Genomic DNA, 16,519 nt, shown 5'->3' with positions numbered 1-16,519 from the left:
GTTTATTAATTAAAACATTTAGATGTTTAAACATATGAAATATGTCTAAGCATTTAAACATCTATACACTTGCAGTAGAATCTTGGCATTAGATTTGCTATTACGAAAAATGATTATCACAGTAGCGGCTTTTAAAGGCGGGGTGGGCAAGTCTACAACTGCGTTACACCTAGCTACATATCTTCAAAGTAAAGCTGACACCCTATTAGTAGACGGAGATTTAAACCGCAGTGCTTTAGACTGGTCAAATCGAGGTAGATTACCGTTTAAGGTGGCAGATGAAAAGCAGGGGGTGAATTTAGCGAGATTGTACGAGCATATAGTAATTGATACCCCAGCTAGACCTGATGCGGATGAGTTAAAAACCATTGCTAAGGGGTGTGACTTACTTGTTATACCCACAACTCCTGATGCGATCGCTTTAGCTGCAACGCTGCAAATGGTTGATGTGCTCCAGAAACTGAAGACAAATTATCGAATTTTGCTGACTATTATTCCTCCCAATCCCAACAAAGCTGGGGAAGATGCTAAAACAGCCTTAGAAGGGGCACAACTGCCTGTATTTAAGTCTAAAATTCGACGACTGGCTGTATTTCAACGGGCAGCTTTAGAAGGGGTGCCAGTCAATGCAGTGAAAGATCCTTACGCACGTATTGCATGGCGATGTTATGCCGAGGTTGGAGAGGAGATATTACCATGAGTAGCAAGAAAAAAGGTAGCCGTTTCGACGAGTTAATTGATGCTGCCCGCAGTCGTCAACAAAGGGATCAGCCTCAGCCAAGCGCTGAAAATAGTTCTCGCACGACTAAAAGTACCGATCCAGATTATACCCGTACAACTGTTTATCTGCCCAAGCAATTGCATCGTCAGCTTAAGGCAGCAGCAGCTTCTCAAGAGCGACAAATGAGCGACATCTTGATAGAGTTGCTTGAGCAGTGGCTCAATTCTCAGAGCGGCAAGTAGGAAAGTTAGTAGGTTAGGCAAAATTAAAGTTACGGGTGGAGGCAAGGGAGCAGGGTTCGGGAAACGGGGAATAGGAACATAGAAAATGTTTAACCCTTCTGCCTTCTGCCCCTCCGAAGTTTGGATCGGAGGAAGCCTCCGCTCCAACTTCTCTCTGCCTTCTGCCTTTTTCTTAAAGCACAATTTCCTCGCCTTTTTCAGTAAAGCGAACTTCTTTAATTCCCCATTGAGAATTACTAGTGAGAGTTTTGCGGAGACTACCAAACAGAGCAAACTGCTCGCAACTAGATAGAGAAGCTATCTGCCGTTGGGACTTGGAGGATACTCGTAAATCTACTGTGGCAACACCATTTCTGATGTTAACATCATATCCAGATAATCTAAAGTCTGCACTATCCCGTTGTTCTAAGATTTTACCCACTGTACCTGTAACAGGTTCTGCTGCGGATACTTCTATTTTTTGCGGAATCAGATCTTGGCATTGAGCATCACTCGTGTATAAAGTCACATCTACCCTTTTAGTGGCAGCAGCGCTCTGAGAAGAAGTTTTGTTTTGAGTAGGGGTTTCTTCAGGCAAGGGCGGCTTATTGCTCGATTGCGTGTTGAGATTAGCTGTGGTTGGGGTTTGGGATGGTGTGGGTGATATGGATGCTGTAGGGATGGGAGATGGTGTAACAGCTGTAGGAGTCTCACTGTTTGGTGTTGGTAATGTTGTAGTGTTGGCAGCTTGACTGTCAACATTACTAGAGTTAGGACTAGAATTACAACTACTGAGACTGGCAAATATTGCCACTAGCATAATAGGGAAAATATACTTTGTGCTGGTGTTGATAATTTTGTTCATAATTTTTCGCCCCCTGGTATTATGAAATTCGCTCTTGTCATTAACAAATCAGCATAAATTTGCTAGAAAGCTGGCAAAATCTCTAGTTTGAAAGAGCTTTACCCATCCTTACAACCAATATAGGACTTACACTTTAAAATCAGAGTCAGTTGAGGCTACACCATTCAATTAAGAAATAATTAAAATTGCTATGTCTGGCAACCAATCCAGTAGCTACGATCCTCGCAAAGCCGAATGGGATGGTGTTCCAATCGATAAATGGGAACCATCGAAATGGAGGCAGTGGAAACCTAAATATGCCGCCACAGATGAGTTTGTAAAGATGGAGCGTGAGTATTTGAGAATTAAGCACACTGTTGGGCAAGCTAACACTGCTTTAAGTTTAGATAGGGTAAAAATAAAACTGAAGCTTACTAGTGCTAAGTCTATTGGTTTGCAAGGCTCTTTTCCCTGTAAAGCTGGTGATGTAGGTAAAAATGGTAGCCCTCATAAACAGTACACTCTGTCATTAGGTTTTGTTGCCAATGATATTGGTGTGAAAGCAGCGATCGCTAAAGCACGAGAATTAGATTTATTGTTAATTACTAAACAATTTAAGTGGACACCAGAACTTTTGGGTAAGCAAGCACAAAAACTAGCACCACTAAATGAAGGGAAAAATGTAAAACTCATCAGTGAATTAATTCAAGAATACGAGCAGGAATTTTGGAAAACTCACGAACAAAACAGACAAGGAATTCGGACTTGGGAAAGCCATTACATTAGGCATTTAAAAAAGCTTCCACAAGATTGTCCCCTGTCACAAGAAAGCCTAGAAATTGCACTGCAAAAAACTAAGCCAAATACACCATCTCGATTTTATTTGGCTTGGCAACTCAAGAAGTTTTGTGATTTTTGTGGATTTGATGGCATTAAAATTATTAATTCTTACGCAACTCCCCTACCCAATCCTACAATTCGGAAAATTCCTAGCGATGACGAAATTATTCAAGGTTTTAACAAAATTGGAGTACCATTATCACCATATGCTAGTAAGGAGAATATTACCTTACCCAAACAATGGCAGTGGGCATATGGAATGTTAGCAACTTATGGTTTAAGACCTCATGAACTATTTGCTGTAGATTTAGAAGCTTTTACTAACCCAACTAATACTTTTCATTTAGTTACTCTTAATCCCAGTTTAACGGCAGGTACTAAGACTGGTGAACGCAATTGTGGTATTCCACCACTATATCCTCATTGGGTAGAATTATTTGATTTGAAAAATATCAAACTTCCTTTTAATGGTGGAAAATTGAGTAATAAAACAGCGAAACTTTACATCAAGTTTAGAACCAGTGGTATAGGTTTTAGACCTTATGATTTACGTCATGCTTATGCTATTCGCGGTCATCGTTTACAAGTCCCGATTAAGACAATGGCAGATTATATGGGACATACAGTACAAGAGCATACCAAATCTTATCAAAGGTGGATGAATGAAGATACTAATTTAGAAATATACAAAGAAGTTGTTATTCACAGACAAGGTACAACTAAAGAAGCGCTGAAGGAAAGAATTAGAGAATTAGAAGCAGAAAATCTGGCTTTAAAAGCAGAGAATGAGACTTTAAAGAGGATATTAATTCAGCATCAATTGGGTGAATTGCTGAGTTGAAAATAGGGGCTAGGGGTTAGGAATTTTAGATTTTAGATTGAATTTCAGTCCAAAATCGCATTGCAGAGTTTTTCTATAGAGAATTCACTACCAAATTTGTGAGACGCTTTACTAAGCATAAGCGAAGGGGTAATTCACTCCCAGACTATTGCTAAATCTAGCTGTCTGATAATTAAACATAAAGTTTAGGGTACGTTAACGCTAGCCTAACGCACCCTACCCGACTTGGTAATTTATAGTACATTTGTATATTTTGGAGCGATCGCTTCTTTGCTTAAAGGCAGGAGGCAGAAGGAAGAAAGTTTTTCATCCGTTCTGGGTACGCAGTTGATGACGGCTACTAAATTACTAAACCACAAGAAGCAATTTTATTTCATTTCCAACAACTTTTTCATCATCTCAACAGCTATATCAACAAGCGGGTGACTCAATGTTGCTCTCACTGCTTCCATTCCTCCGGCTATCAGAATTGCTAACAATCTGGATTTGAGTGTTGGCACTTGTTGTGTTGTAGATTCGGTTGGGGTTAACTGATAAATAAGTTGCTTCATCTGTCTCAAGTCAGTTCCTTTGAGGTTATAAATTATGCTTGATTTTTGCTTGTACCATGCATTTACACCTCGCCTGAGTTAAGCAAGATGCTCCCTACGCCCTTGTTTTTAGAATAAGGCAACATTCTATTTGTAAGCTGCAACAAAACTATCAAAAACTAAACAATCAGACTGTTATACAAAAACCAAAGGTATTGAGCAAAAGACTAACTACTAGTATTTTTATCAACAATATTAATCGGATATTTACTTAACTTTAAAATGTGAGGAGTTATGAAAAAACACGCTTATACATAACATCTTGTATGAGCAGATAAAATTTTTGACTAATTTTATACAGCCAAAAGCGAAGCTTTTGCAAAATTCTACAGGTCGTTTTTCGCCTTTAAAAAGGGAAGGATTACTACCCATAATTGCTTGATACTGTTCACTCACATTAGCCCAGTTCCGCCAATTACTTCGCCTGTTTTTGGGTCTTCTGGTAGTTGCTGGGGTGGTATTCCTGTTATGGTATGGCTTGAATACCCAGCATCCCCACGGCATATACATCACTAAATAATCTTGGCTTACCATTAGCTTGTTCATTAGGCATATAACCAGGAGTACCAATCATAACTGTGGAAGTTACTTGACCCTGGTTCATAGTCAAGCCTTTAATTTCCTTAACTGCACCAAAATCAATTAATATAATCTTCCCATCCTGACGGCAGCGTATAATATTTTGCGGCTTGATATCCCGATGAATAATGTTCTGTCGGTGAACAACTGTATTCTAGATAGGAACAACAATTCCAATAAATATCTTTAAAGAGTCCTTTGGCTTTAAGTTTAACCAGGTACAAGATTTTGTAATTAAAACATAGTGTTTTTAAACGCAGAGGGGCGCAGAGTTAGCGCTGAGGAACGCGGAGTTTTTGATAGAGAATTTGCTACGAATTCATGAAATGCTGTGCCAAGTAAATCTTGAAATGTAATGTCTAAATTTTTAATTAATTCCTATTTTCATAGACAATATTTAAAGTTTAACTGAGCCAGTCCCATTTTCTGGATTAGCTCTGCGAGCCAAACAGCAAGCATAATCAATATCATGCAAAATTTATCCTGTCAATAGGAAAATGGGCAAAATATGCTAAAAATGGGCAGACAAAAGTAAGAAAAAAGTAAGAAATGGATTTTTGGGAGAAAGATGAAAACAATACTGGGAGACAGGCATAGATGATACGACCGCGCAGGGTCTTTGCTCAACATTGGCTCAAAAGTGAAAAGGCTCTCACTGAGATTTTAAGAGCCGCTGAATTAAAAGAGGGTGAACGCATTCTGGAAATCGGCCCAGGTACGGGGATTCTGACTCGTCGTTTATTACCTTTGGTAGAATCTTTAGTGGCAGTAGAAATTGACCGCAATTTGTGCGAACACTTAGTCAAAGAATTTAGAAAGGCAGAAAATTTTTTGCTTTTACAAGGAGATTTTCTTGAGTTAGATTTACCATCTCTATTAGAAGGGAATTCAGCTTTCCAAAATCCTAAGAAAGTTGTTGCTAATATTCCTTACAATATCACTGGGCCGATAATCGAAAAACTTTTGGGTACAATTGCTAAACCTAATCCAGAACCTTATGAATTAATCGTTTTATTAATACAAAAAGAAGTAGCAGAAAGATTAGTAGCAAAACCAAGTTCAAGAGCCTTTGGCGCTTTATCAGTGCGGGTACAATATTTGGCAGAGTGTGAGTTAATTAGCATAGTGCCAGCAGGAGCTTTTTACCCACCGCCGAAAGTAGATTCAGCAGTGGTGCGACTAATACCCCGCAAGATAGAACCAACTGCCCAGGAGCCGCAAAAATTAGAGACTTTGGTGAAATTGGGGTTTGCAGCCAAGCGGAAAATGCTACGAAATAATTTGCAATCACTAGTAGAACGCGATCGCTTGACTCAATTACTGGAACAATTAGAAATAAATCCCCAAGCTCGCGCTGAAGATCTCAGTGTCACGCAATGGGTTGCTTTAAGTAATCAGTTAACAGCGAAAAAACTGATAACTGATAACTGATAACTGATAACTGATAACTTTTATGCGTTCCTACAGTCTCATCGCCCCTGCTAAAATCAACTTATATTTAGAAATTATTGGCGATCGCCCCGATGGCTTTCATGAGTTAGCAATGATACTCCAAAGTATCGGGCTTGCCGATCAGATTAATGTACAAGTAGGGGGTACAGAATCCATTCGCGTTCGTTGCAACCATCCCCAAGTACCGACAAATAAAAGCAATTTAGCATACCGCGCCGCAGAATTGATGGCGACAGAATTTCCTGATGCCTACGCCAAATATGGTGGTGTAGATATTGCGATCGCCAAACACATTCCTGTGGCTGCTGGGTTGGCAGGTGGTTCGACAAATGCAGCAGCAGTTTTGGTGGGGATAGACTTGCTGTGGAAGTTGGGATTGACTCAGTCGGAATTAGAAGAATTGGGAGCAACTTTGGGTTCTGATGTCCCATTTTGCATTGCTGGTGGAACTGCTATTGCTACAGGCAGAGGTGAGCAACTTTCTCCTCTACCTAGCTTGGATAACATATATGTAGTATTGGCGAAATATCGCAGTCTCGAAGTTTCCACGGCTTGGGCATACAAAACTTATCGTGCCTCTTTCGGCAATTCGTATATAAAAGATACAGAAGATTTGGCTGCTCGTGCTTCGGCAGTGCATTCCGGAGCAATGGTGAAAGCTATTCTGCACAAGGATGCAACAGAAATCGCGTCAAAGCTGCACAATGATTTGGAGAAAGTCGTATTGCCAGCTTACCCCCAGGTGTTGGAACTACGAGAGACATTTGCTAAACAAGAAGGTGTTTTGGGAACAATGATGTCTGGTTCTGGGCCAAGTGTGTTTGCAATATGCGAATCTAAAGAGCAGGCAGAAAAAGTTAAATTAAATGTCACAACAGCAATACCTGATGAAGATTTGGAATTGTTCGTGACTCAGCTAGTTACACACGGCATTAAAGTAGCATCATCCGTTTAAACATTATTAATTAATCTCAAATTTTATGAGTGAACCCAATGCAACACAACAAACAGATACTCAAACGCAAGCTCAAGTAACTCCCTTACGCTGTGTCATCGGAGCTGTGATGTCAGGAGGATTGGCATTTGCAGCATACTCCCTCATGATTGCGATCGCTACAACATTTGCCAATAAACCAATTCATTCTGATAATCCCATCGTATTGAATATCGCCTCTGCTGTTCGTACCTTAGTTGTAGGCATAACTGCTTTGGCATCTGGAGTTTTTGGAATAGTTGCTGTTGGTTTGCTCGCTTTAGGTATTCAACTTCTATTTCAGCAACTTTCTAAACGTCAATCATAGTTCATATCTCTATGGTTATATAACCATAGAGAAGTAAAAAGTATTAACCTAATTTGAAGCTCCTTTGAGGAAGAGAAGTAAGGCACGACGAACAGACATATGTATTGAGCCGAGACTTCTTCTCCTTTTTTAGATGTTATCGGTGCGAATGCTACCGTCTGGCATAATGGTATTACAAAAGATGCTTCGCTTCATGTCAGCACCTTCCAAGTCAGCTCCAGTTAAGTTAGTCTCAACCATGTCGGCACCAGAGAGATAGGCATTAACCAGCTTGGCATTAGTCAAATCAGCACCAGACAAATGGGCAAAACCCAAGTTAGCAGCACTCAAGTCAGCATCTCTGAGGATACACCGGATTAAACCAGCCTGACCAATACGACTGCTACGGAAATTAGCTCCGGTGAAGTTAATATCTTCCATGTAAATTTCCCCCAAGTCGGAATCACTCAGATCGATTCCACTCAAATTAACTTCAGACATTTCAACACCATCAATTTGAATCCCAGTGAAATCTCTCTCCCCAGCAGCATATCTCTGCAACAACTCCTCAACAGTTATCCTCATTTACACACCTGAACATTAACCAACACATATAAAGATAATCACTCAATTTCTGGCGATCGCTCTTCGACTCTACCTTTAACATTAATCTCCAAAGGGTTGTAAAGTTATGTAAAGAGCTTGCGAAAACTTTTGGTGTAAATTTGATTTTAACTTCAGGTAATTAACCAACTTCAAAAAAAACTACCAGGAGTTTTAAATCATGAAACTGAATTATCGCGGTTTATCTTATGAAGCTAATTCTCAAAATATTGAAATAGTCCAAACAGAGATTAACGGCAAGTTTCGTGGAGTAAATTATCACATTTCTCGCCCAGTCCACTCAGCAAGTTCTTCAGTAGGAGTAACTCTGAAATTTCGTGGAGCTAGTTACTCGAAAATCTAAACTATCTGGCTCTTCAAAAACTAGGAGTAGGTTTCTACATTCGCCTCACGCAGAAAATTATCATAGAGTGCTTCAGTCATAATAAAAAGTTCAGTTCCGTCGTGCTGCCAAAACTTGTTCGGCAGTCAAATCCAACTGTGGGAAAGTGGAAGAGATGATAGATTCTTGTCCTCGGAATGCAACAGCATCATAAAACCCTTCTACTAGAGTGCATACCGTTACTATCTCTTGAATAGGATCAACAATCCAGTATTCCAGAATTTCGAGAACAGCATATTCAGAACGTTTGCTGCGGTAATCTGTGGTTTCTGTAGATTCGCTGACGACTTCTACTACTAGTATGGGGGGAGTTTCGTCGAGTTCAATGACAGCTTCTCGATTAGAAAATGCTTCCCATTCACTCAGAGTGCGATCGCTTTTACTTAGCTTCGTGTAAGTTTTTTAACAATATGATCTCTATCATCAATCAAACATGAGGCAGAACTAAAACCCTTGGCAACAAAAGCTTGAGAAGTAACTCAACCTGCTATCCTTCCCCAATCACTAATCCACCTCTATGTTCAACCTGAATCGTCGTCAGTTTTTATGGCTGAGTACTCTCGCCGTCGGCGCAACTGTAGCCTATGATCGAGTACAAGCCCAAAAACCAACTTCCCCCGGCGCTTTACCCAAAGGATTGCCGCGTCGAAAAGTACTCATTGTCGGTGCGGGTATTTCCGGTTTAGTGGCAGCGTATGAATTAACAGCAGTTGGTCATGATGTCACCATTTTAGAAGCAAGGAAACATATCGGCGGTAGAGTGTTAACCCTGCGGGGAGCCTTTCAAGGCAAAGATTTAGTAGAACTTGGAGCGGCTAGAATCCCACCAAATCATCATTTAACCCTTGGTTACATCAAACATTTTGGTTTAAGACTTTCACCGTTTGCACCAGCAGCTGGGAAATATCTCACGATGAAGGGCGGAAAACGTCTATTAGTCGCAGCGAAAGAACTATTTCAGAATCAACCACAAATCCGTACCCAAGAGATTCAAAAACTGACGGATGGATGTGATCTACTTCCCCAAGCATTCGCCCAAGCATTGACAGAAAAAATTAAACTTGATGATTCTGTGACTCGGATTGTACAAACATCTAATGGTGTTGAAGTGTCGTGCTTATCAGGGCAACGATATCTTGCTGATTGTGTGTTGTGTACTGTCCCGTTAACCGTTTTAAATCAGATTGCTTTTTCACCTGACTTATCTCCGGCAAAAAAACAGGCGGCGGCAGGAGGATATAACTATCGAGCAGCAACCCGTTGCTTTGTTCAATTCCCTAATCGGTTCTGGGAAAAGGATAACTTAAATGGATGGGGATTTTTCGACGATGAAGAACTCTGGCATACTACTTGGGATAGTCCCGAAAAAACAGGTATTCTTCATGCTTATTTAAAAGGAGAAAAAGCTCTTGAGATGGATGCTTTTAAAGGCAAAGCTCAACAGACAAAATTACTCCAGCATTGGGAGAAGATTCTGCCTGGGGTAACTAATTACTCTGTTCAATCGCACTTTTATTCATGGACAAAAGATGTCTGGGCAAAAGGAGGCTGGGCTTATCCGACAGATGAACAGGAGAAGAAACTATTTTCAGAATTAGGGAAGTCACAAGGACAGATTTACTTCGCTGGAGAGCATACTTCCAAGACGAGAGGCTGGCTTCAAGGAGCATTAGAATCTGGACTCAACGCTGCTCAAGAAATTCACTTTGCTGGCTCTTCCGTTCCCTTGATGAAAAAGTGATACCATTTCATAAAAATTATGACACAAATGCATTCGCGTCTCTACAAAATTTATGGGTATCGTGTTGAACATTAAATGGTATGACACCTCAGTTCAACTGTATCTATTCAGAAGGATAAGACAAAAGACTTTCAGTTCGTCCAAATTCAATTAATTAACAACTTGGGTGACTTGAATTTTCTGTACTGCTATCAACAGGTAACAAGTACGCGATCGCTCTTAATTTATTGAGCTTAAATACTAAACGCTGGGCTTGCTGTCTATATAATGGTTGCGGTAGTCGCCCAGGCAAGTTTCTCATCAAATCCCTAGCAGTGCCGATACTACACCCGGAAATAATGCTGATTTCATTGGCACCATCAAAAATAGCATCGCTAGTTAAAGCTTTCTCAACCTGTACGTACCAATTTCGAGGAGATAATTCACCTCGTTCAATTCGTTGCAGACTATTACTAGTTGCCAGAACAATCATGCGATCGCCAACAGCAAGCCGTGTTTCGTAAGCAGGCATTAACTTCGCAGGTGATTTTGATGTCTTTTGGTAAAGAATTGGTACAGCGCCGTAACCATAGGCGATATCGTATAACATCAATCCATTCAGTGTATCGCCATCCTCAACCATATACTCTACCACCTGAATCGTTTGATTATTCAAGTGAAATAAGCCAAGAACATTTTCTCCAAAGGCGGCAGCAGCAAAAACTTCTGCCGATAAAGCAGAAGTACACAACACTTGTGCATAAGAAAACAACTGCGCTACCTTATCACTAAATTGGCGATTGTAGGTGCGAATCACCAAGCCACTGTTGGCAGCCTGAGAGTGAGCCATCAAACCAATTTCTAGATTCTCCATTTCATCTTCAGTAATAACAACAACACTTTTAGCATCAGTAATATTTGCAGTAGCTAAAGCGTTGGTAAAGTTATCAACAATTACTGGTAATTGAAGTGAAAAATTTGGTTCAACGGCTGTACTAGTAATTCCAACTATGGGTTGCTTGAGTTCCTGTAGGAGTGTCGCAACTTGCCGCCCGACTCGATTTAATCCAATCAGCACCACATGATCTTGCTGAGGGATCAACAAACGCGGGCTAGTAAAGAAAAATTGAAATCTTGAACTCAGAAGCTTATCAGTTAACAGTGCATACAACACCCCCACAAAAGCCGTACCTGCCAATGTTAGCCCCAAGCTAAATAACCGCAACCATCCTGGCATTTGTTGCTCAAATTCAACACCTCCGAAAACATCACCATATCCTCCCAACAGTAAGACTGCTGTAGCGTAAAAAGCCTCTGCGATATTGATGCCGGGATAATGCCAGCGATAGAGAATTGTTCCCCAAAAAGACAGAAAGATGACTGTAATACTACAGATAATTGCAACTCGTACAGTGCGATCGCGATCGCCTGATTGCCAAACTTGCATCAGCTTTTGTTTGAGATTATTCCATGACATAGCCAAGAAAATTTTCTGCCATAACTGTTGTGCTTCTGGCTTTGTTTTCGTTGCCGCTTGCTGTGCCAAGGGAAACAGATCTGCAATTTCGATATAAACGATAGTATCTCCTGAACGCAACACTGTCTCTGGCTCCCACTCATAAAAATGATTGGGCAGTTCAGATGAATTACTAGCGTGATTTAAAATCCGCCGAAAAGAAGTGTTTAGTTGATGTACCTGCCATTTATTACACCAGAGATCATTAGGTTGAATTTGATACTTTGCCACTCTCAGCTTGCGCCCCGCAAGGTTAAAATATCCAAGATTCTCATCACCAAGAGCTGCAAAAGCAAAAGCAGAAGCAGTCAGTTGATTTGGCTCAAAGGCAATAAAATTACCAAGATTTTCACTTAAAAGTTGATTTAAATTTTGTTTTTCAGAGCGTACAACCAAGCGAGCCTGAGGATTTAAAAGTCGTGCTGCAAAGGCAGCTTCTATATTGACTCGCTCATCACTTGTCACCAAAAGCACAGTTCGACATTGACGAATATGCGCCTGTTCTAAAATACTTGCCTGGCGGCAGTCTCCAATCAATAAATCCTCTAATAAATTCTCTAAATTTGATACATCCCAGTTCTTTGGTTGTACTAGATCAATTGCGCTAACAGTCGCACCATACTCTTTGAGGACTACAACACAATGCTGACCTAAACTTCCCAATCCACAAACTAAAAACCGATCTAGTTTTGTTTGAGTACTGTTAATAGATTGATAGGTATTTTCTGAAAATGACACATCTTATACCACATATAATATATGTTTTTTGCATAGTTGCTGCATATGTTACGATTATACTTTTTGGTATAGTTTTTAGAACATAACAAGCTTAGATAAGTAATGCGTCGAGTGCGATCGCTTTGGGAAAGCAAATTTAAAAATCAAACAGAATAGGTAAAAAATGTTAAGTTCGCTTGAGGATGGGTGGCAATGGTACAAAATTCAGAACATACTTTAAAAGTTGCCCAGCAAGCCTTTGAACATTTCAGGCATGGTATGGAAACAGGTGAATGGAACCAATTTTTAGACATACTCACTGAAGACTTCAGCTTTTGGTTTCCAATGGGAAAATTTCACGGATTGAATGTGGGCAAAGAAAGAGCACAAGAATTTTTTCAATACGTTACTCAAACTTTTAGTTCAGGTTTACAACTGACATCCTTAGACCGTATTACTAGTAGTGAAACAACAGTTGTATTTGAATTTCGAGACGAAGGACTTTTATTCGGGCAACCTTACAAAAATCGGGTTGCGGTTTCCTTTGATGTGCGTGGAGATAAAATATGTGCATATCGGGAGTATTTTGGTAGCGACGGCAAATCTAATTGATGACACATCCAACAACCTCTACTCTTGAACTGTCGTAAACTACATTTACGACAGTTCAAGAGGTAATAAGTGCATTGGAAAAACTATTAAAAATATCAAGAATTATTGACACCTGTAATGAACGCATCGGTCGATATACCAGTTGGTTGGTGCTAGTAATGGTAATACTCGGCGTGTGGAATGTGATCGGACGATGGTTGGGACGTTTTAGCGGCAGCAGCCTAACTTCTAACGCTTACATAGAAGCACAATGGTATATTTTTGATTTGGTGTTCTTGCTGGGAGCAGCTTATGCACTCAAACACAACGAACACGTCCGAGTTGATGTTTTTTATAGTAATTGGCAGCACAAGCGCAAAGCATTAGCAGACTTTGTAGGTACAGTATTTTTTCTGATACCTTTCTGCATTATGGTAATTGTTTTTTCTTGGGATGCCATTGTTGCTTCATGGCGAATTTGGGAAGCATCGCCCGATCCTGGTGGATTGCCACGCTATCCAATTAAAGCAATGATTATTGTCGGTTTTGTGTTGCTAATTTTTCAAGGAATTTCTGAGGCTATCAAAAACTTAGCGATTCTTGCAGGCAAACTCGAATCCCAGGAGGAACGCCATGACATTTGATTATGAATGGCTTGGCCCTACAATGTTTGTGGGTGCTTTAGTACTCCTGTCATTAGGTTATCCAGTCGCCTTTTCGCTAGGTGGAGTGGCGATTTTATTTGCTGCCATTGGTATTGCACTAGATGTATTCGATCCCCTATTTCTCACTGCCATGCCCCAACGCATTTTTGGCATCATGGCAAACTACACCCTACTTGCTATCCCTTACTTTATCTTTATGGGTGCAATGCTCGAAAAGTCTGGGATTGCAGAACGCTTATTAGAAACGATGGGGATTTTGTTAGGGCGCTTGCGTGGTGGGCTGGCGCTCGCTGTAGTATTGGTAGGGGCGCTTTTGGCAGCGACTACGGGTGTAGTAGCGGCAACAGTGGTAGCGATGGGTTTGATTTCTCTGCCAATTATGTTGCGCTATGGTTACAACAAACAATTAGCCACTGGCGTCATTGCCGCATCAGGAACATTGGGACAAATTATTCCACCGAGTGTGGTGTTGGTGGTACTGGGGGATCAGTTGGGTGTATCGGTAGGCGATTTGTTTATCGGTTCGGTGATTCCCGGTTTGATGATGGCGAGTGCCTATGCAATTCATGTCTTAGTTGTAGCGTTTTTGAAGCCAGAGGTAGCACCTGCTTTACCTGCGCAAGTGCGAGATATTGGTGGTAAAGCCTTAGGAGGGCGAGTAATTCAGGTAATGCTGCCACCTTTAGTATTGATTTTGCTGGTGTTGGGTAGTATCTTTTTTGGTTTTGCGACGCCAACAGAAGCAGGTGCGGTGGGTTGTGCAGGAGCGATCGCATTAGCTGCTGTTTACCGTCAACTAACTTTAGAATCGTTGCGTCAAGTTTGCGATTCTACCCTGCGTATTACCAGCATGGTGGTTTTTATCTTGCTTGGTTCCACAGCCTTCAGTTTAGTCTTTCGGGGATTAAATGGCGATCAATTTATGTTCGATGTGCTTGCCAATCTTCCTGGCGGCACAATCGGCTTTTTGATTGTCAGCATGGCAGTAGTATTTATTCTTGGCTTTTTTATCGACTTTTTTGAGATTGCCTTCATTGTTGTGCCTTTATTTGTGCCAGTTGCCCAAAAGTTAGGCATCGACTTGGTTTGGTTTGGTGTAGTTTTGGGAGCAAATCTGCAAACTTCTTTCCTCACACCTCCCTTTGGTTTTGCTTTGTTCTATTTGCGGGGTGTCGTACCTAAAGAAGTTACTACAACTGATATTTATCGCGGTGCCGTACCGTTTGTTCTGCTTCAGTTATTGGTGCTAGTGCTAATTATTGCTTTTCCGGGGATTGTTGGTTTGTTGCCTTCTTTGGCACGCTAAGAGTTCGCCAAAGATAACCTAGAAGCCACTCGTTTACTGGCTGCATCGGATGCGTTTATCAATGAGGCTCCAACTTGTTTTACAGTTTGTACCAGTTCAACACCCGCTTTTTCTGGTGAGCCTACCCCGAATGGAGGTGAAGGATTATACTCCAGCATCAATTCAATGAATTTACCAATCTCCTTACCACAAAGTATTCCTGCGATTGTCAGGGCAAAATCAATTCCTGCTGTTATGCCCCCACCAGTAATTCGGTTGCCATCTACAACTACTCTTTCTGTACTGACTTGTACCCCCATTAGCTCTAGTTGCTCTCGAAATGCCCAATGAGAAGCTGCTCGATACCCTTGTAACAATCCGGCTGCTGCCAAAATTAAGGAGCCTGTACAAACGGCAGTAACATACTTAGCTGTCTTCCCATGTGCCTGCAAAAATGCCAATACTTCTTCATCTTCCATGATTTGGACGGTACCAAAAACTCCACCCGGTACACATAACACATCAAGTTGAGGACATTCAGCAAAAGTGGTGGTGGGTAAAATTGTTAAACCGCCATTGCTCACCACAGGTTCAAGGGACTTCCACAATAATAAAACACGGGTATTAGGAATTGAAGAAAAGACTTGGTGTGGCCCTGTAATATCTAATTGGGTCATATCTGGGTAAATTACTAAACCAATAGTGTGTTGGTGCTGATGATTCATACAGGTAATTGCAAATGTTGTGGTTAACACAGTTATCCTAAAGCTAACTACCTGAACTGCAAATTACCCAGTTGAGTACTTTTTCGCCATGTCTGAAAGCTTTCGTGCATTAATTCACAAGATAGCGATCGCTCGCGATGAACTCCAACTACGCCTACATTATATGGATGCAGCAGGAGAGTTATTTGCTTGCCAACACTGGAGTATTTATTTGCATGACAGCCAAGGACAACGCACTACCATTGATATTAAAGGCTTACCAGATAGCTTTATCGATTACTACCAAAGTATTGGTGCAGCAATCGATCCGATCATGCAGTATGTGAGCGAAAATCATGCACCTGCTCACGAGCAAATTATTTTTACCGAAGCAGATTGGAAGCACAGCCAACTATATCAAAGTGGTTGTGGTAAAAAATATGACCATGAACATATTATGACAGGGCCGATTGTTGGGCAAGGAAAACTAATTGGTACAGTACATTTTGCCCGAACTAGTGGAACACCAGCCTTTAATACAGTGGATTTAATGCATTTGAGTGGGCTTTGTGCTCATATTTCTGCCCAACTAGCATTTTTGAGAACAGAACAAGAATTCAGGCGATCGCAAAAAGTGACTTGCTTAACTCCACGCGAGTTGCAGATTGCCTCCTTAGTAGCAAATGGTTTAACTAATGCAGAAATCGCATCTGAACTTTGGATTAGTCAAAACACAGTTAAGCAGACATTGAAAAAAATATTTCGGAAGCTCAATGTCACTGCACGAGCAGAGATGGTGGCAAAATTGCAATTGATTTGCTGATGTTAGCGGATAATTTTCCCATCAGAAGCTCTGCTGCCAATATTTAAGAATCTATACAAACTAACACCAATTTAAAAAATGATTGCCACAAATATATCTCCTAAACCTAGACATAGAAGGCAAT

General features: G+C 40.8%; 19 protein-coding genes and 1 pseudogene. 13 read left to right on the top strand and 7 right to left on the bottom strand.

What is annotated here, in order from left to right; all coding sequences use genetic code 11:
* Positions 1-109: 109 nt before the first annotated feature.
* Positions 110-700, top strand: a complete 591-nt coding sequence (locus QUB80_RS01095) for a ParA family protein (protein ID WP_289787652.1) — start codon at positions 110-112, stop codon at positions 698-700.
* Entirely contained in the window at positions 697-963 is a 267-nt protein-coding gene (locus tag QUB80_RS01090) for a CopG family transcriptional regulator (RefSeq protein WP_289787651.1), read from the top strand. The genes QUB80_RS01095 and QUB80_RS01090 overlap by 4 nt, the downstream gene beginning before the upstream one ends.
* Before the next feature lie 172 nt (positions 964-1,135).
* Here the strand turns inward: QUB80_RS01090 and QUB80_RS01085 are convergent, their stop codons facing one another.
* Complete coding sequence (locus QUB80_RS01085; protein ID WP_289787650.1) at positions 1,136-1,807, bottom strand: GerMN domain-containing protein; 672 nt, start codon at positions 1,805-1,807, stop codon at positions 1,136-1,138.
* A 190-nt stretch (positions 1,808-1,997) separates the two neighbouring features.
* On the opposite strand from QUB80_RS01085, the gene QUB80_RS01080 reads away from it, so the two are divergent.
* Complete coding sequence (locus tag QUB80_RS01080; RefSeq protein WP_289787649.1) at positions 1,998-3,467, top strand: integrase; 1,470 nt, start codon at positions 1,998-2,000, stop codon at positions 3,465-3,467.
* A gap of 368 nt (positions 3,468-3,835) precedes the next feature.
* Here QUB80_RS01080 and QUB80_RS01075 read toward each other — a convergent pair whose 3' ends face one another.
* Complete coding sequence (locus QUB80_RS01075; RefSeq protein WP_289787648.1) at positions 3,836-4,018, bottom strand: hypothetical protein; 183 nt, start codon at positions 4,016-4,018, stop codon at positions 3,836-3,838.
* A gap of 408 nt (positions 4,019-4,426) precedes the next feature.
* Positions 4,427-4,784 (bottom strand): annotated as a pseudogene (locus tag QUB80_RS01070) (protein kinase domain-containing protein); the annotation flags it as partial.
* A gap of 449 nt (positions 4,785-5,233) precedes the next feature.
* Here QUB80_RS01070 and rsmA point away from each other — a divergent pair.
* The 3 genes from rsmA to QUB80_RS01055 are packed head-to-tail and all read left to right on the top strand — an operon-like array spanning position 5,234 to position 7,389.
* Complete coding sequence (gene rsmA / locus QUB80_RS01065; RefSeq protein ID WP_289787647.1) at positions 5,234-6,067, top strand: 16S rRNA (adenine(1518)-N(6)/adenine(1519)-N(6))-dimethyltransferase RsmA; 834 nt, start codon at positions 5,234-5,236, stop codon at positions 6,065-6,067.
* Between the two features lie 22 nt (positions 6,068-6,089).
* Positions 6,090-7,043 (top strand): 4-(cytidine 5'-diphospho)-2-C-methyl-D-erythritol kinase, encoded by a 954-nt coding sequence (gene ispE / locus QUB80_RS01060; RefSeq protein ID WP_289787646.1) that lies wholly within the window; start codon positions 6,090-6,092, stop codon positions 7,041-7,043.
* A gap of 25 nt (positions 7,044-7,068) precedes the next feature.
* Positions 7,069-7,389: a DUF3082 domain-containing protein gene (locus QUB80_RS01055; RefSeq protein WP_289787645.1), complete on the top strand. Its 321-nt coding sequence runs from the start codon at positions 7,069-7,071 to the stop codon at positions 7,387-7,389.
* 129 nt (positions 7,390-7,518) lie between these two features.
* On the opposite strand, the gene QUB80_RS01050 is transcribed toward QUB80_RS01055, so the two are convergent.
* Positions 7,519-7,953, bottom strand: coding sequence for a pentapeptide repeat-containing protein (locus QUB80_RS01050; RefSeq protein WP_289787644.1), 435 nt, complete (start codon positions 7,951-7,953; stop codon positions 7,519-7,521).
* Positions 7,954-8,152: 199 nt separating this feature from the next.
* Between QUB80_RS01050 and QUB80_RS01045 the strand changes: the two genes are divergently transcribed.
* Entirely contained in the window at positions 8,153-8,335 is a 183-nt protein-coding gene (locus QUB80_RS01045) for a DUF4278 domain-containing protein (RefSeq protein ID WP_289787643.1), read from the top strand.
* A 90-nt stretch (positions 8,336-8,425) separates the two neighbouring features.
* Here QUB80_RS01045 and QUB80_RS01040 read toward each other — a convergent pair whose 3' ends face one another.
* Positions 8,426-8,677 (bottom strand): Uma2 family endonuclease, encoded by a 252-nt coding sequence (locus tag QUB80_RS01040; protein ID WP_289788114.1) that lies wholly within the window; start codon positions 8,675-8,677, stop codon positions 8,426-8,428.
* Here QUB80_RS01040 and QUB80_RS01035 point away from each other — a divergent pair.
* A complete protein-coding gene (locus QUB80_RS01035; RefSeq protein ID WP_289787642.1) occupies positions 8,637-8,771 on the top strand; it encodes a hypothetical protein in 135 nt (44 codons plus the stop codon). The two genes, QUB80_RS01040 and QUB80_RS01035, sit on opposite strands and share 41 nt — an antisense overlap.
* A 120-nt stretch (positions 8,772-8,891) precedes the next feature.
* A complete protein-coding gene (locus QUB80_RS01030) occupies positions 8,892-10,115 on the top strand; it encodes a flavin monoamine oxidase family protein (protein WP_289787641.1) in 1,224 nt (407 codons plus the stop codon).
* 154 nt (positions 10,116-10,269) lie between these two features.
* Here the strand turns inward: QUB80_RS01030 and QUB80_RS01025 are convergent, their stop codons facing one another.
* Entirely contained in the window at positions 10,270-12,348 is a 2,079-nt protein-coding gene (locus tag QUB80_RS01025; RefSeq protein WP_289787640.1) for a potassium channel family protein, read from the bottom strand.
* 192 nt (positions 12,349-12,540) lie between these two features.
* Here QUB80_RS01025 and QUB80_RS01020 point away from each other — a divergent pair, with 192 nt between their 5' ends.
* The 3 genes from QUB80_RS01020 to QUB80_RS01010 all read left to right on the top strand — a co-directional run bounded on the left by QUB80_RS01020 (position 12,541) and on the right by QUB80_RS01010 (position 14,889).
* The gene (locus tag QUB80_RS01020; protein ID WP_289787639.1) at positions 12,541-12,939 is read left to right on the top strand and encodes a nuclear transport factor 2 family protein; all 399 of its coding nucleotides are present in this window, start codon (positions 12,541-12,543) and stop codon (positions 12,937-12,939) included.
* A gap of 74 nt (positions 12,940-13,013) precedes the next feature.
* Positions 13,014-13,562, top strand: coding sequence for a TRAP transporter small permease subunit (locus tag QUB80_RS01015; RefSeq protein ID WP_289787638.1), 549 nt, complete (start codon positions 13,014-13,016; stop codon positions 13,560-13,562).
* Positions 13,552-14,889, top strand: coding sequence for a TRAP transporter large permease (locus tag QUB80_RS01010; RefSeq protein WP_289787637.1), 1,338 nt, complete (start codon positions 13,552-13,554; stop codon positions 14,887-14,889). The genes QUB80_RS01015 and QUB80_RS01010 overlap by 11 nt, the downstream gene beginning before the upstream one ends.
* Here QUB80_RS01010 and QUB80_RS01005 read toward each other — a convergent pair.
* Positions 14,886-15,593 (bottom strand): DJ-1/PfpI family protein, encoded by a 708-nt coding sequence (locus tag QUB80_RS01005; RefSeq protein WP_289787636.1) that lies wholly within the window; start codon positions 15,591-15,593, stop codon positions 14,886-14,888. The two genes, QUB80_RS01010 and QUB80_RS01005, sit on opposite strands and share 4 nt — an antisense overlap.
* A gap of 88 nt (positions 15,594-15,681) precedes the next feature.
* Between QUB80_RS01005 and QUB80_RS01000 the strand changes: the two genes are divergently transcribed.
* Positions 15,682-16,395: a LuxR C-terminal-related transcriptional regulator gene (locus tag QUB80_RS01000; RefSeq protein WP_289787635.1), complete on the top strand. Its 714-nt coding sequence runs from the start codon at positions 15,682-15,684 to the stop codon at positions 16,393-16,395.
* Positions 16,396-16,519 lie beyond the last annotated feature (124 nt).

Origin of the sequence: Chlorogloeopsis sp. ULAP01 (assembly GCF_030381805.1) — a bacterium.
Classification (GTDB): Bacteria; Cyanobacteriota; Cyanobacteriia; order Cyanobacteriales; family Nostocaceae; genus Chlorogloeopsis.
The sequence above is the reverse complement of the archived record's forward strand: the minus strand, read 5'-3'. Positions and strand labels throughout refer to the sequence as shown.

Excerpts from the sequence above, each read along its gene's own strand:
- QUB80_RS01095 (WP_289787652.1), top strand. The coding sequence starts at position 110 with ATGATTATCACAGTAGCGGCTTTTAAAGGCGGGGTGGGCAAGTCTACA.
- QUB80_RS01090 (WP_289787651.1), top strand. The coding sequence starts at position 697 with ATGAGTAGCAAGAAAAAAGGTAGCCGTTTCGACGAGTTAATTGATGCT.
- QUB80_RS01085 (WP_289787650.1), bottom strand. The coding sequence starts at position 1,807 with ATGAACAAAATTATCAACACCAGCACAAAGTATATTTTCCCTATTATG.
- QUB80_RS01080 (WP_289787649.1), top strand. The coding sequence starts at position 1,998 with ATGTCTGGCAACCAATCCAGTAGCTACGATCCTCGCAAAGCCGAATGG.
- QUB80_RS01075 (WP_289787648.1), bottom strand. The coding sequence starts at position 4,018 with ATGAAGCAACTTATTTATCAGTTAACCCCAACCGAATCTACAACACAA.
- rsmA (WP_289787647.1), top strand. The coding sequence starts at position 5,234 with ATGATACGACCGCGCAGGGTCTTTGCTCAACATTGGCTCAAAAGTGAA.
- ispE (WP_289787646.1), top strand. The coding sequence starts at position 6,090 with ATGCGTTCCTACAGTCTCATCGCCCCTGCTAAAATCAACTTATATTTA.
- QUB80_RS01055 (WP_289787645.1), top strand. The coding sequence starts at position 7,069 with ATGAGTGAACCCAATGCAACACAACAAACAGATACTCAAACGCAAGCT.
- QUB80_RS01050 (WP_289787644.1), bottom strand. The coding sequence starts at position 7,953 with ATGAGGATAACTGTTGAGGAGTTGTTGCAGAGATATGCTGCTGGGGAG.
- QUB80_RS01045 (WP_289787643.1), top strand. The coding sequence starts at position 8,153 with ATGAAACTGAATTATCGCGGTTTATCTTATGAAGCTAATTCTCAAAAT.
- QUB80_RS01030 (WP_289787641.1), top strand. The coding sequence starts at position 8,892 with ATGTTCAACCTGAATCGTCGTCAGTTTTTATGGCTGAGTACTCTCGCC.
- QUB80_RS01020 (WP_289787639.1), top strand. The coding sequence starts at position 12,541 with ATGGTACAAAATTCAGAACATACTTTAAAAGTTGCCCAGCAAGCCTTT.
- QUB80_RS01010 (WP_289787637.1), top strand. The coding sequence starts at position 13,552 with ATGACATTTGATTATGAATGGCTTGGCCCTACAATGTTTGTGGGTGCT.
- QUB80_RS01005 (WP_289787636.1), bottom strand. The coding sequence starts at position 15,593 with ATGAATCATCAGCACCAACACACTATTGGTTTAGTAATTTACCCAGAT.
- QUB80_RS01000 (WP_289787635.1), top strand. The coding sequence starts at position 15,682 with ATGTCTGAAAGCTTTCGTGCATTAATTCACAAGATAGCGATCGCTCGC.